General features: G+C 43.1%; 7 protein-coding genes. 2 read left to right on the top strand and 5 right to left on the bottom strand.

The features are described 5' to 3' along the window. Positions 1–82: 82 nt before the first annotated feature. On the bottom strand, positions 83–1,264 hold the full coding sequence (locus QL886_RS01080; RefSeq protein WP_290177358.1) for an aspartate aminotransferase family protein: 1,182 nt from the start codon (positions 1,262–1,264) through the stop codon (positions 83–85). Between the two features lie 40 nt (positions 1,265–1,304). Beyond that, entirely contained in the window at positions 1,305–1,496 is a 192-nt protein-coding gene (locus QL886_RS01075; RefSeq protein ID WP_057760289.1) for a DNA gyrase inhibitor YacG, read from the bottom strand. A gap of 189 nt (positions 1,497–1,685) precedes the next feature. Here QL886_RS01075 and QL886_RS01070 point away from each other — a divergent pair, with 189 nt between their 5' ends. Then, positions 1,686–2,342 (top strand): DUF938 domain-containing protein, encoded by a 657-nt coding sequence (locus tag QL886_RS01070; protein WP_290177357.1) that lies wholly within the window; start codon positions 1,686–1,688, stop codon positions 2,340–2,342. A gap of 156 nt (positions 2,343–2,498) precedes the next feature. Here QL886_RS01070 and QL886_RS01065 read toward each other — a convergent pair whose 3' ends face one another. Together QL886_RS01065 and purD are read right to left on the bottom strand one after the other, a co-directional pair. Next, entirely contained in the window at positions 2,499–3,893 is a 1,395-nt protein-coding gene (locus tag QL886_RS01065) for an AarF/ABC1/UbiB kinase family protein (protein WP_290177356.1), read from the bottom strand. 449 nt (positions 3,894–4,342) lie between these two features. Further along, positions 4,343–5,659 carry a phosphoribosylamine--glycine ligase gene (gene purD, locus QL886_RS01060; protein ID WP_290177463.1) on the bottom strand — a complete coding sequence of 439 codons (1,317 nt, stop codon included), beginning with the start codon at positions 5,657–5,659 and terminating at the stop codon, positions 4,343–4,345. Between the two features lie 458 nt (positions 5,660–6,117). Here purD and QL886_RS01055 point away from each other — a divergent pair, with 458 nt between their 5' ends. After that, positions 6,118–10,965: an NAD-glutamate dehydrogenase gene (locus tag QL886_RS01055; RefSeq protein WP_290177355.1), complete on the top strand. Its 4,848-nt coding sequence runs from the start codon at positions 6,118–6,120 to the stop codon at positions 10,963–10,965. A gap of 121 nt (positions 10,966–11,086) precedes the next feature. Here the strand turns inward: QL886_RS01055 and QL886_RS01050 are convergent, their stop codons facing one another. Beyond that, positions 11,087–14,962, bottom strand: a complete 3,876-nt coding sequence (locus QL886_RS01050; protein ID WP_290177354.1) for an AAA family ATPase — start codon at positions 14,960–14,962, stop codon at positions 11,087–11,089. Between the last annotated feature and the right edge of the window lie 8 nt (positions 14,963–14,970).

The following is a 14,970-nucleotide window of genomic DNA, read 5'->3' as shown; positions in this document are numbered from 1 at the left end:
AGTTAGCAGTTAGCAAAAAGCCTATAGATAATGAATCATCTATAGGCTTTTTTGTTGTCTATTATTAACGTTGAAGCATGCTTTAAAATGATGGCTTTAATAAATTAATTAAACGCTCAATAACTTGTGTGCTTTCATCACGGCTCATGTTAAGTGGTGGCAGCAAACGTACAACATGACCACCCGTCACATTAATGATCAGCTTTTGCTCATCACGGGCACGATCTACCAGTTGGTTACAATCCATATCTTCAGGTAGCGCGATACCAATCATCATACCTGCACCGCGACTGCTAACGCCATGTTGACCAAATGTATCAACGATACTTTCTCTAATGTATAAACCCTCAGTCACTGCGTTTTCCATGATATTGCTATTTGCTAGCACGTCATATACGCTATGTACCACACGGCTGGCCAATGGTGTACCACCATAAGTAGAGCCGTGGCTACCAGCGCCAAACAGACCATTGGCACGGCCACGTACCATGCACGCACCAACTGGGAAACCATTACCTAGACCTTTGGCTGTCGTCAACACATCAGGGCGAGCATTGCTATGTTGATAAGCAAAATATCTACCCGTACGGCCATTACCTGTTTGCACTTCATCCAGCATAAATAGCCAGTTATGAGCGTCACATTCCGCTTGCAGCTTTTCAAGATAAGTAAAGCCATTAGCTGCAGTGTTTAGGCCACCTTCGCCTTGGATCGGCTCTACAAAGATAGCGCAGATATCATCATGTTCTTGAGCAGCTTGTTTGACGGCAGCGATATCGCCAAATGGCACACGAATAAAGTCCTCATCTAGCGTATAAAATCCTTCACGTGCTTTTGGATTTGCAGTAGCTGACAAAGATAATAACGTACGACCATGGAACGATTGCTCCATTACGATAACTTTTGGACGTTTAAAACCTTGTTTGTACGCGTATAAACGTGCCAGTTTTAATGCAGCTTCATTGGCTTCGGCGCCGCTATTGGCAAAAAACACGCTGTCCATTTGGGCGGCGGTACATAGTATCTCTCCAGCACGCTCTTGCCAATCAATGCCAAACAAGTTGCTCGTATGAATTAACGTACCTGCTTGTTGCTGAATCGCGTCAGTGACTTGTGGATGACAGTGTCCTAAGCCGCATACCGCGATACCAGTTAAGGCATCTAAGTAAGGCGTGTCATCTTTGGTATAGAGCCAACTGCCTGCACCGCGTGTAAAGCTGATTGGTTGACGATTATAAGTGGGCATCAGGTAAGTAGCAGACATGTAAAACATCCTTGGTATAATAATTGAGTAAAAGTGTGGATTATAGCTCGTCAGAAAAAGGCGTGGTTTCTGCAGGTAAGGTGTAATCTTCGTTTGCCCAAGCACCTAAGTCGATCAACTTGCAGCGACTGCTACAAAACGGCTTATATTTATTGTCTTGCCAGGCCGTCTGAGTACCGCAACGTGGGCAAGGGTAGGTCTTTGGGGGCGTGTTTGCAGTAGAGTCAGTCATAAGAAAAGAGCAATGTCCTAAATGTTATTAGTATTGGTTGCATATGGCATAAGCATAAAACGCATCCGTCATTTAAATTACGACTAAACGAGGCGTACTTGCTATCGCTGTATTACTATTCAATTGGATTGACTATATAATAGCATGGGGCCGAATAATGACAAAAGACAAATGCTTTAAGGATAGTAGATGACCGACAATATTGATCTCACGCATCAGCAAGAGCGTGCCTTTCAACCACAAAAACTGTCAGCACCGCGTGACTTTATTATTCCAAATATTATTAATGACAATAAAAATGAAAAACCGTTAATGCTAGAGATTGGGGCAGGGAAGGGTAAGCATGCACTTAGCTTTGCCGCACAAAATCCTGACAAGCATCTGATAGCCATTGAACGCACGCGTAATAAATTTGAAGCATTCTCAAAATTAGCCACTTTACAAAATCTATCAAACCTAGATGCGATTCATGCGGATGCGATTGCATGGACAGTGCATGCCATTAAACCGAATAGCTTGGCTAAAATCTTCATTCTTTATCCCAATCCTGAACAGCACAATCCAAATCAGCAATGGCTGAATATGCCTTTTTTTGAGTTTTTATTATCACGCTTGCAGGTGGGCGGAGAAGTGATATTAGTGACTAATATCGAATCCTATATGGACAATGCAGAATACCAAGCAACTAAAGTGTGGTGTCTACCATCAACACGTTCTCGAGTACCTGTCGACAGCCAGCGTACGCATTTTGAAGTGAAGTACCTAGCGCGGCAAGAGGTATGCTGGGAGTTAAGCATCCGTAAGCCAAAATGGTATAAAACAAGGTTTGATAATTGGCAAGCTTAATAATAGACGAAAAATAGCCTAAGTAATAAAAAATATAGTTAAAAGTGTGTCATTACAATATAATACGAAGATTAAATATAAAATAGCCTAAGTGGAAAAACATAAATCAAAAAAAGCCGTCACTAAAGGACGGCCAAAATTTCGCACTATTAAAAACTATAAATAAGGTTTGACCAAGGTACTAGGGTTGGTATGTGCGTCAAGCACTGTTAAAAAAGTATATGCACCAATAAATTTGCGGCTAATAAACATGAATTCTTTTGGAGGAAGGTTAAATTCAAAAGATTGCATCGCACGAGTAGCTTTAGTGGATAAGCGTGAATGCAATTTGCTATTGGCCCAAATATAGCGATTTTGCTCATCCAAACAGTCCATGGGGATGTCATCGTTTTTCTCAGGATCACTGAATGGCTCGGTAGCCAATAGGAACAATGAGGCAATATCAGAGCGTACTTTATCACTCATACTATCGAAGAAATCATAACCCGTCATCGCTAGAGTCATCGCCTGATGGTTGTGGTGATATCCTGCCCTCAATAGTCCACGGGCAATCGTAAGCAAATTACTATCAAATTGACGAATTGCACCAAAATCTAGCAAAACAAGTTTATCAATATCGTCTGTACTTTCACTAACTCGAACTAAATAGTTACCAAAATTAGGGTCCGTCTGCATTTCACCCCATACAAAAATCTCTTGCATCATGATTTCTATGGCCGCTTGACCAATGGCATTTCGGCGTTCATGAGGTAGTAATTGCAATGCTTCCGAGACCACAGTGATACCTGGCTCGTATGACATACATAGCAGACGCTTTTTAGAATAAGTGCGATTGATCTTAGGCACGATATAGCGCGGATCATCAATTAAACGCTCATAAAAACGCTCCGTCGTAGCCGCTTCCGCTTCATAATCGACTTCGTGATGGAGTAGGTCACGTATTTCCTCAAACCAAGCGTCGAGTGCGCGTGTTTGGGGAACGATATTACTTACTTTTAACAATCTTTTGAACAAGGCAAGGTCAGAGTTGATAGCGTCTGCCACACCCGGATACTGAATTTTTAACACAACTTGTTCGCCAGTGGCGAGTACGGTCGCACGGTGAACTTGAGCAAGAGAAGCAGTTCCGATGGGGACAGGATCAATGTCTAGCTCGTTTAGTTTGTTGCCCAGTAACTGGCGTAATGTTTGCTCAATCGTCGGCCAAGTCAATGTCGCCGTGTCATCATTAAGGGTTTGCAAAGCGCGTGTGATCTCTGGCGGCAGTATATGCTCACCATAAATCGCTAGCATTTGACCAATCTTGACGACCGAACCTTTCAATTTACCTAGCTCTGATGCCAGATAATTTGCTTGAGTTTCCATAAATGCCTGATTACGTGCAGTACGAGCTTCTTTATTTAAGAACATACCAGACACGCTATTACCCGCCCAACGACGACCAATATTCAAAGAAGTTTTTGCAATCGACATACGACGATCAAACCCTGAGGTTTTTAGGCTATCGATTGATTGCTTGTTGCTAAAAGGTTTAGACGTATCATTTGCCATAAGTATAATCATTCATCCAATTGGTATTGATTTGCGGGTTCGAAACCTACAATACAAGGGAGACGTGATGCACAGGTACAAAATTGTATCATATAAAGCGCGTTGGTTTTATGAGCCTGAGCTGGCCATTGATAGTTACTTTGTAAGCCAATATCTAGTGGTAACTATTGATAAATAGGCGATTACTAATTTAAGTATGATTTATAAATACCTAGATTTTTCTAGCAAGTTAACTGACTATTAAAATTTAGAAAAATCTATTTATAACCAATAGATTAGTATTAAAAAGATACTAAAAAATAAGACCTAGCATGATGCTAGGTCAAATAATGATGTAGAGCTATAAAATACAGAAATATTATTAATCAAACACATTGAGCGAAACCTTCGCATTCTCTAAAATATTGCCCAAGACGCTACTCAATATGTCTTTTGATATGCATTAGCTGCTAAGCGTTTTCGCGAGTGATGGCGTGGTGACCAATATCACGGCGGTACTGCGCACCATCGAAGCTAATAGCAGCGGTTACTGCTAATGCGGCTTGCTGAGCATCAGAAATACTATCTGCTAACGCAGTTACACATAAGACGCGCCCGCCGTTTGTGACGATTTCTTTATCATTATCGTTAGAAAATGCCGTGCCAGCATGAAAAACTTTCACAGCTTCGTCGTTGTTAGGATCTAGTTCTGGCAAGCCAGCAATCACATCACCTTTAGATGAAGTTTCAGGGTAGCCTTTTGATGCGACAACGATACCTAAGGCAGGGCGGTTGTCCCATTTGGCTTCGCTAGGCAATTGACCGTCTAATCCTTGGGCGACCAAGTCTACCATTGATGACTGCAAGCGCATCAAGATAGGCTGCGTCTCTGGATCACCAAAGCGGCAATTAAACTCGATGACATAAGGGTCGCCTGCCTTATCAATCATAAGACCTGCGTATAAGAAGCCAGTATAAGGATGGCCTGCGTTTTTCATGGCATCGACCACTGGTTGAATCACTTGCTGCATGACTTTGTTATGAACATCGCTGGTAACAACTGGAGCAGGAGAGTAGGCACCCATACCGCCAGTGTTTGGACCGGTATCACCTTCAAAAGCACGTTTGTGATCTTGGCTGGTTGCCATTGGCAAGATGTTGTCACCATCAATCATACAGATAAAGCTGGCTTCTTCACCCTGTAAGAACTGCTCGATAACCACGCGGCTGCCAGCATCACCAAACTTATTATCCGCTAGCATATCGTCGATAGCTTCATGTGCTTGTTCGATCGTTTCAGCGACGATGACGCCTTTACCTGCAGCAAGACCGTCTGCTTTGATAACGATAGGCGCGCCTTGCTCATCGACATAGGCTTTTGCAGCGACTGCGTCGGTAAAACCTTGATAAGCAGCGGTTGGAATATTGTTTTGCTCCATGAACTTTTTAGCAAAAGTTTTTGAGCCTTCTAACTGTGCACAGTAGGCTGTTGGGCCCCATGCTTTGATACCTGCATCGCGACAAGCATCAACAATACCCGTGACCAAAGGCGCTTCTGGACCAACAATTACCATGTCGATATCATTATTTTGACAAAAGGCGATAACAGCACTATGCTCGCCTGCGTTAGCGTCGGTAGACTCTAGCGTAACGTTTTGGCATTTAGGCTCAAGGGCGGTGCCAGCATTGCCAGGAGCGATGTAGATATTTTTTACATTGTCATCTTTTGCACATTGCCATGCCAATGCGTGTTCGCGACCACCTGAGCCAACCACCAAAATATTCATCATACCTTTTGCCCTTAGCATTAAAGTTAATAGTGAGCGAGTCGTACGCTCTTAAATATGTTGGCATATTCTAACAAAAAAACGCCTTCAATTACCATGAGTATCCGCCTGCCAGCACCGAATCATCCATATCGATGTCTAAAACCGCGTTGTCTCATTAGTAAAGGTTATCGACACATCGCTGATTCATGAAATGATGTTGTACACTTTAGCTCGCGCCTTATGTGCGTTACACTTCACTATATTGGTAGTATTAAATTCTGATGGCTACATATTAATAAAAAATAAGAGCAAAAAAGGAGAAAATTTCTAACTGTTATAAAAATAAAATAAGTCGCGTGAATGGAAATACTGCACCGTTGCACCAATGATGAATATGCAGTAACAGTAGTCAATCTAAATCGATAAACTTAAATAAATAAATGTTAAACCAAATCTATAAAAAAAGGACGCAGGAAATGCCAAACTCCCTCAGTATCGCAAAAGAGCGCATTAGCCAGATAAGCGATATTGCTACCAGTTATGTACAAAAAGACAAATCGCTATTTGATCATTTTATTCATAGCTATTATCAGCCGCTGCATCAAGAAACTGCAGAGGCGATTAGTAATGCTGACTTGGCGGGCATGGCGCTACATCACTTTACACTACTCAAAGCTTACGACGGCAGCAAGCCGCAGCTGACAGTACTAAACCCAGCAGCAGAAGAGCAGCACTTTCACAGCTCGCACACTGTCATTCAAATCGCAGCTTATGATAGACCATTCTTAGTTGATACGATTTTGATGAGCCTAGAAGCTGAAGGTATCGATGTTCATCGTACTTACAACATCATCATCAGTGTTGAGCGTGATGAAAATGGTGATATCACCCATATCGAAGGCGCACATGAAAGTGCCACTTCACATATGTCATTGATTCATTGCGAAATTGCTTACCAAGACAACGAAGACTTGGAAGCACTGCAAAAAATGCTCATGTCGAAAATTGACACGCTTGATACGGTCGTTGGCGACTGGAAACAGATGCGTGCGCAGTTAAACGACATCAAAACTGAGCTTTCTACTAAGCCGCTACCAGAAGTGTTCTACTCACAACAAGAAATCCAAGCATTTTTAGATTGGATCTTAGACGATCACTTCATATTCTTAGGTTATCGTGAATACCGCTTAGAAGGCGGTCAGTCTATCGAAGTGACTTCTGAGCCGACCGATTTGGATTTATTTGCGATTGGTAACAGTGGTCTAGGTCTATTACGTGGTTCTGAGAAAGATAAGCTATCAGAAAGCTTTAGCCAGTTGCCTAGAGGATTAAAGCAATTGTTGACTGAGCCACGCGTGTTAATGCTGTCTAAATCAAGCCGTGTGTCACCTGTGCATCGTTCAGTATATATGGACTTTTTGGGCATTCATAAGTTCGATGATAACGGTAACCTAATTGGTGAATACCGCTTTATCGGTTTGCTTACCTCACAAGCCTATCAGCTCACTGTACAGCAAATACCGCTATTGCGCGAAAAAGCCAATAAGATTATGGCAATGGCAGACTTGCCACGTGACGGTCATGCCCATCACAAGATGATGCATGTGATTAATACTTTGCCACGTGATGATTTGTTCCAAGCCAGCGTCGAAGAGCTATACCCAATTGTTTCGGGCATTACTCAACTACAAGACAAGAAAAGCTTACGTCTATTTAGCCGTATTGACCATTATCAGCGTTTTGTTTCGTGCTTGGTCTATATCCCGCGTGATAAGTTCAACACCGAGCTACGTATCAAAGTACAAAACGTCTTAAAAGACGCCTATAACGGTATGTCTTCAGGGTTTACTACTGAATTCAATGAATCTGCGCATGCTCGTGTACACGTTCACGTACGTACCGTGCCTGGTCAAGTAAATGACGTCAATATCGCCACACTTGAAGCCAAATTATCAGCACTCATGCAATCATGGGATGATAATTATCAAAAGATGCTCCTCGACAATGTGGGTGAGCAACAAGCCAATGCTTTAAATCGTCGTTTCTTAAACTATATCCCTGCTGCCTACCAAGAGCGTTTTGATGCTCGTACTGCAGTTGAAGATACCAAGCGTTTGGCGGGACTGACCGCAGAGCAACCAATGCTTTGGCACTTATACCAGTCAACAGGCGATGCACGTAACCAGCTCCATCTAAAACTGTACGGTCGCGAACAGCCGGTTATCTTGTCGAAAGTATTACCAATACTTGAAAACTTTGGTGTGTCAGTTATCTCAGCACAGACTTATGAGTTTGACTTGCCAGAGCAACCTATCTGGATGCAAGAGTATGAGTTGACCCTAGAGCATGTCGATACGGTCAATATGCAAGTCGTGCGTGGTCAGTTCGAAGACAGTCTTAAGCAAATCTGGGCAGGTCGCGTTGAAAGCGATTCGTTTAATGAATTGGTACTAACGACCAAGCTCGATACTTATGATGTCGTCGTATTGCGTGCATTGTCTCGCTATATGCTGCAAGCACGTGCCCCATTCTCTAGTGCTTATATTCAGCAAACCGTGGTCAAAAACAGTGATATCAGTGTCGCGTTAGGTAGTTTGTTTGACGCACGTATGAATCCTAAGTATAGCGAAGAAGATCGTCAACAAAAAGCCGCTACTATTCAAGAGGAAATTACTGCTGCGCTAGCAGATGTAGATAGTCTAGACGAAGATCGTATCTTGCGCTGGTACTTAGATTTGATTAATGCGATGGTACGTACCAACTTCTATCAAGTTGATAGTGATGGTCAGCGCAAAGATCGTCTGTCATTTAAGTTCTTGGCAGCAGACATTCCAAACTTGCCTAAACCAAAGCCAATGTTTGAGATATTTGTGTATTCACCACGCGTCGAAGCTGTACATTTACGTGGCGGCAAAGTCGCTCGTGGTGGTCTGCGCTGGTCAGATCGTATGGAAGATTTCCGTACTGAAGTACTTGGCCTTGTCAAAGCACAGATGGTCAAAAACGCAGTAATCGTCCCTGTAGGCTCTAAAGGCGGATTTATTGTAAAAACCAAGAGCATGGCTGATGGTCGTGAGGCGTTCCAAGCAGAAGGTATCGCTTGCTATCAGACATTCTTACGCGGCATGCTTGATGTCACAGACAATATTGTAGATGGCAACATCGTCCCGCCAGCCAACACGGTACGCCATGATGAAGACGACCCGTACTTGGTTGTCGCAGCAGACAAAGGTACAGCTACTTTCTCTGATATAGCCAACGCGCTAGCAGCAGAGTACAACTTCTGGCTAGATGATGCCTTTGCATCAGGTGGGTCAGTAGGTTATGACCATAAAGCAATGGGTATCACCGCTCGCGGTGGTTGGGAGTCGGTCAAACGTCACTTCCGTATGCGCGGTATGGACATCCAAAACCGTGATGACTTCACCGTTGTCGGTATTGGTGACATGAGTGGTGATGTATTCGGTAATGGCATGTTGCTCTCAACGCATACTAAGCTCGTTGCTGCCTTTAACCATTTGCATATCTTTATTGATCCTAATCCAGATACGGCGGCCTCATACGCTGAGCGCGCACGCTTGTTTGAATTACCACGCTCATCATGGGCAGATTATGAAGCATCATTGATCAGTCAAGGTGGTGGGATATTCTCGCGCCAAGACAAAACCATCGCTATCAGTCCTGAGATGAAGTCGCTCTTTGATATCAGTGAAGATAGCCTTGCACCGAATGATTTGATCAGTGCGTTACTACGAGCACCTGTCGATCTTATCTGGAATGGTGGTATCGGTACTTATGTCAAAAGTGCAAACGAAACGCACGCTGACGTGGGCGACCGTGCGAATGATTCGCTGCGTATTGATGGTAATGAGCTACGTGCAGCCGTCGTTGGTGAAGGTGGTAACTTAGGTCTAACCCAGCAAGGTCGTATCGAGTACGCTCAAACGGGCGGACGTATCTATACAGATGCAATCGACAACTCAGGCGGTGTTAACTGCTCGGATCATGAAGTCAATATCAAAATTCTACTTGGCAAAGTGGTCGAGCAAGGCGATATGACGCTGAAGCAACGTAATGAGCTGCTTGAGAGTATGACTGACACCGTAGCAGAATTGGTACTGCGTCAAAACTACTTGCAACCACAAGCGATTGAGCTGAGCCATATCCGTGCAGCAGCTAATTTGAGCGATCATCAGCGCTTTATTCAGATGCTAGAGAGTGAAGGGCGTCTGGATCGTGCGATTGAGTATCTGCCATCAGATGAAGAGATTGCGAAGCGTCAAAAAGCGGATACTGGTCTGACCAATCCTGAGCTAGCAGTGGTCTTGGCTTATGGCAAGATGTGGGTTTATGACAATCTACTACTATCTGATTTACCAGATGATCCGTACTTTATCAATGAGCTACGTAAGTACTTCCCAGATGAGCTTGCGTCACGCTTCTTCGATGAGATGACTGAACACCGTTTGCATCGCGAGATTATCAGTACTTACTTGACCAACAGTGTGGTCAACCGCTTAGGTATTGAAGCGCTATTCCGTCTCTTTGAGGAAACCGATCAATCACTAGCCACTATCGTACGTGGTTATGCGATTAGCCGTGATGTATTCAACGTATCGCGTGCTTGGAAAGCCCTTGAAGCTCTAGACAATCAAGTTGAGGCGACATTATTGCTGAACCTTGAGCTACGTCTACGTGATTCACTTGAGCGCGGTGTGGTCTGGTTCATCAATGCCTTCGGTCAAAATCTGCAAGTCGCTGATATGATTAGCCGCTTTAGTGAAAGTGTAGAAAAACTGACCAAGCCAAGTGGCTTTATCGAGCAGCAATTTGCACAATATCTGCAAGAAGACACCAAGCGCTTGATGCAAAAGGATCTGTCTGATAATGACGCTACGCTATTTGCGATGCTACCGTATCATGTCGATGCGCTTGATGCTGCATTGCTTGCTGAGCAATACGAGCGTCCTGTTGATGAGATTGCAACTTTATACTTTGAAGCTTATCAAGTATTGCAATTAGACTGGATGATGGAAAATATTGCCAGCCTACCACAACAAGATTATTGGGATCGTCGTGCACGTCATGCGTTAGTGAACGAGCTGTCACGCAGCTTGCGCTTATTGATGGATGCGGTACTCTCAAAACCAGATGCTAAGCAAGCATTTAGTGAATGGAGAGCAAGACACGTCGATCAGCTTGCTGCAGTCACTACAGAGATGAATAAGTTGGATGAGCTGCACAGCAACGATGAAGAAGGTCAAATCGGTCTTTCAACGTTGTCCGTATTGATGAGTGAGCTTAGTGGTTTAGTTACTAAGTAATGAAGTAATATCACTCCCAAACTGTCTCAAAAAACCACCGTCCTTAATGTTCGGTGGTTTTTTATTGCCTAAAAGAAAGGGTTTAGTCGAAAGTATTAAGTAGTAAAGTGATTAACCTAACTTATGATGCTTTTTCACTGACGACTTTATGACACCCTTGGCCACTAATTCGGCTAAATCCACCCGAGAGCTTTTCGACTTTAATCTGGGTTAAAATGCGATCTTTTAGCGCCTGAACATGGGATATCACCCCGATTAATTTACCTTCTTGCTGTAGATTGGTCAGCGTATCAAGCGCAATGTCTAAAGATTCCTCATCCAATGTACCAAACCCTTCATCCAAAAATAGCGAGTCCACGCGTATATTTTGACTGGCCATCTGTGATAGCCCTAGTGCTAATGCTAGGCTAATAATAAAACCTTCGCCACCTGAGAGGTTTTTAGTGCTACGAATTTCACCACCTTGATAGTCATCCATGACGTTGAGCTCAAGGGGGTTGCCATCATCACGAACCAGCAGGTAGCGATTGCTCATCTTTTGTAGCTGAGTATTTGCATGACTGATCATAATGTCAAAGGTAAGTCCTTGAGCAAAAGTACGAAACTTTTTGCCATCAGATGAGCCAATCAATTTGTGCAGTTGCTGCCAAACTTGTAACTCACCTTTTTGGGCGTTAATAGCATCAAGCTGCGCTTGTTGGGTGGTTTTCTTATCTTCGTTGTCTTTTAAACGCTGACTGATTGCACCGATTGACTCAATCCGTTTGTTAAATTCATCTTGGGCTTGTGATTGCTGTTGGGTAAGCGTTTCTCTATCGTCTGTTGTAAGTGGATTAGCCTGCTTAGCCTCAAGTGTCTTTTGGGTGTCTTCTAATAAAGACTGCGCTTGTTTTAGCGCGTAATCGATATGCTGCTGCTGCTGCCTAAGTGCATTACGCTCATCTATGGGCAGGCGTGCATTAGTAAAATCTATTTCATTAGTGAAATCAGAGGCGGCAAGCGCTGACTTAAAGGTATCTTCTTGGCTGCTAAGTGTAATCCTTACAGTAGTCATTTTCTCAGTCACCTGACGTTGCTTATCCAGCAATTGACTAAGTATGTGCTCAGCATTGTCTAACTGTCTTTGCGTAGAGGTCTGCGTGGTTTTAGCCTGATCTAACGCATCACGTAAACGCTTTTCTTCTGTTTCAGGATCTTTATTAGCAAAAACATACTTTCTATCTGTTTGTAATTTCTCAATCGCCTCAGTTCTTTCTGCCACGAGTTGAACCAGTTTACCAAGCTCATTTTTTTCTTTGTCGAGCTGAGACTGCTTAGTCTCGATTTGTGTTTCTAGACGACTGAGTGATGTTTTTAGGTTTTGTTGATCCTCTTTATAGTCGTTGAACTGTTTCTTGATTTGTAAAAAGGCACTGTGACATTGGCGCAGGGTGTTGATATGCGACTGATATTCCGTTTCACTTAGTATGGCTTGGCCTTCAATACTGGTTATCAACGGTTGTAATGATTGCAGTGAAGAACGTATCGCCATTTTTGCATCTGACTGATGTTTGTCAGCGGAATATTTATTTAACGGAGCTAATATATCGGTTTTGAGCACAGTCAATTCAGAAAAATTATCAGCAGATTTCTTGTCTAAGTTTTCTATAGCCCATGCTATTTTTTCACTATTGCTCTCAATCTCGTTAATAGTGCTGGTTAGCTCACGCTGCTCCTTGTCTAACGCTTCGATGTCATTACGCATCGTAGAGAGCGACTCGCTAAGCGTTTCATATTGAGTTAACGTATTTTTAAGAGATTCTCTACGCTTACCTAGCTCGATTTTGCTACTGTCTAATAATGACAGCGCATCTACATGCGTCTCAATCTGCATCAATGGTTTTAATGTTTCAGCAACAAATTGAGAATAGCCTTTATTTAGTACTGAACTGACCAACTGGTCGATATCTGTCTTTAACTTTTGTATTTGGTGATTTAGCAGGGTTTGTTGCTCTTCCGCTTGCGAGAACTGCTGCCTTACAGTTGCCTGAGTAATACGACGTTTAGATAAAGTATCTTCTAAGTTGGATATAGTCGTATCCAGCTCTGCTATTTGCCGCTGAGTTTGCGTTGCTTCCGTTTCTTGTATCAAATGTGGGTGGTCTGCACTATAAGGATGCTCTAGCGATCCACAAAGCGGGCAGGGATGACCATCTTTTAGGTCAGCGATATAGTCTTCTAACTTGGCGACTTTTTGTAGTAAATGCAGCTGGGCTTGTTTGTCTTGACGCTTTTCTTTGGCAGCGCTGATAGCCGATTCATTATCAGCGATTAAGCCTGCCAGCTTTGTGAGGTCGTTACTCATTACTGGCAAGGTCGCAACTATTTTCTCTACTTGTACGCTAAGCTCATCTTGCTGTTTTGCCTTAACGCTCACTTGGTCAAGTTGACGGTTGATATCATCAATCTGCTCTTGCTCATCTCGCATATCAGCCAATGACTGCACTTGGGTTAATGCTGCTTGCTCTTGTTGTAAAGCGGCTAATTTATCCTGTATAGACAACATGGTGGTGTCTTTTGTCTTTTTCTGTTGATTTAAGACGTCAAGATTGGCGCGATACTGGTGGATCTGTTGCTGCTGGCTTGTTTTATCATCTGATAGGGCGGTATTCTCTTGCAATAGGGCTTTTAGTCGGCCGCAATGACTCTTAAAATTCGCTATATCACTATCGATAGTGTTTAATTCATGGGCGTCATTAAGATAGCTTTCGACACTTGCGAGCTGGGTTTTATTTTGTGCAGCCTGTTGTTTATGGTTGTCTATCTCTTTATTTAGATGTTGAGTGCTGCCCGTTAGAGTTTGCTGTCTTTGCTCAATATCTTTTAGGACATGCTTATTCTGCGTAATGTCTATATCTAGTCTACGCGCCAGCGCAATATTGGGTAGAGCCGTTTGCAAAGTTTCATGGGTAGCTTGCGCATGAGTTTTTGCTGTCTCTAGATGTATGGTTGCTTGCTCTAGATCATTTTGTTTTTGCGGTAGGATGCTGCTGATTTGCTGCTGTTCTTCGTGTAAATGTTTTAGATTATCTCGACTATGGACAAGTTGGCTGAATTGACTATCAATCTCCAATGCCTTATTAGCAGCGGTTAAGCGTTTGGCATAAGGGATAAAGTCTTGCTGAGCCTGCTGAGCCTGATCTAGATCATTTTGATAAGTATTCAGTTTTTCTTTTAATTCTGTGACGCTATCTAGCCACTTTATTTTTTCGGCCAAATCTTGAATGGTCTGCTGCTGTTCACTTTGGGCACTTTGATACGACTGTAAATCGGCTTTTAACTGATTTTCTTCAACGGTATTTAAGAGCATCAAGCCATCTAAACCGTATTGTAGCTTGCTGAGAATTTCTTCCTCGGTACGTTTCTTATCATGAACCTGTGTTGAGATAGTCGCGTAAATATCAGTGCCCGTGATTTTTTCTAAAATATCTGCGCGTTCATCAGCCTTTGCCTTTAGAAATGCTGAAAAGCTACCCTGAGCCAGCAATATAGAGCGAGTAAATTGCTGAAAATCCATCCGAGTCAGTTCAATGATTTTATTTTTGGTATGCTTTAAGGTGCTCTCTAACAGCTCATCCTCTTTTGACGAGTCATCAACGTTTATCTTAGCGATTTCATGAGTCGCATCTTGCAGATTGCCATCTGCTTTGTTGTAAGCACGGCGCTGTCCCCAGCGGCAGCGATATTGCTCGCCATTCAAGTCAATCACTACTTCAGCGAAACATTCTGCCGTTTGCCGCGTCATCACTTCATTGCTGCTCTTACTGATACTATTAATCCTTGGCGTCTCACCATATAGCGCTAAGCAAATGGCATCCAATATGGTGGTCTTGCCAGCACCTGTTTGCCCTGTGATGGCAAAGATGCCTTCATTGGTAAAAGCGGTGTCAGCAAAATCAATATGCCATTCACCTTTGAGAGAATTGAGGTTTTTGAGTCTGAGTTCGATTAGGCGCATGGATATAT

Origin of the sequence: Psychrobacter sp. APC 3281 (genome assembly GCF_030407815.1) — a bacterium.
Lineage (GTDB): Bacteria > Pseudomonadota > Gammaproteobacteria > Pseudomonadales > Moraxellaceae > Psychrobacter.
Note: the sequence above shows the minus strand (reverse complement) of the source record. Positions and strands in the feature narration are given on the sequence as shown.

Bases quoted from the DNA above. Each gene is read 5' to 3' on its own strand.
- QL886_RS01080 (WP_290177358.1), bottom strand. From the start codon at position 1,264: ATGTCTGCTACTTACCTGATGCCCACTTATAATCGTCAACCAATCAGC.
- QL886_RS01075 (WP_057760289.1), bottom strand. From the start codon at position 1,496: ATGACTGACTCTACTGCAAACACGCCCCCAAAGACCTACCCTTGCCCA.
- QL886_RS01070 (WP_290177357.1), top strand. From the start codon at position 1,686: ATGACCGACAATATTGATCTCACGCATCAGCAAGAGCGTGCCTTTCAA.
- QL886_RS01065 (WP_290177356.1), bottom strand. From the start codon at position 3,893: ATGGCAAATGATACGTCTAAACCTTTTAGCAACAAGCAATCAATCGAT.
- purD (WP_290177463.1), bottom strand. From the start codon at position 5,659: ATGAATATTTTGGTGGTTGGCTCAGGTGGTCGCGAACACGCATTGGCA.
- QL886_RS01055 (WP_290177355.1), top strand. From the start codon at position 6,118: ATGCCAAACTCCCTCAGTATCGCAAAAGAGCGCATTAGCCAGATAAGC.
- QL886_RS01050 (WP_290177354.1), bottom strand. From the start codon at position 14,962: ATGCGCCTAATCGAACTCAGACTCAAAAACCTCAATTCTCTCAAAGGT.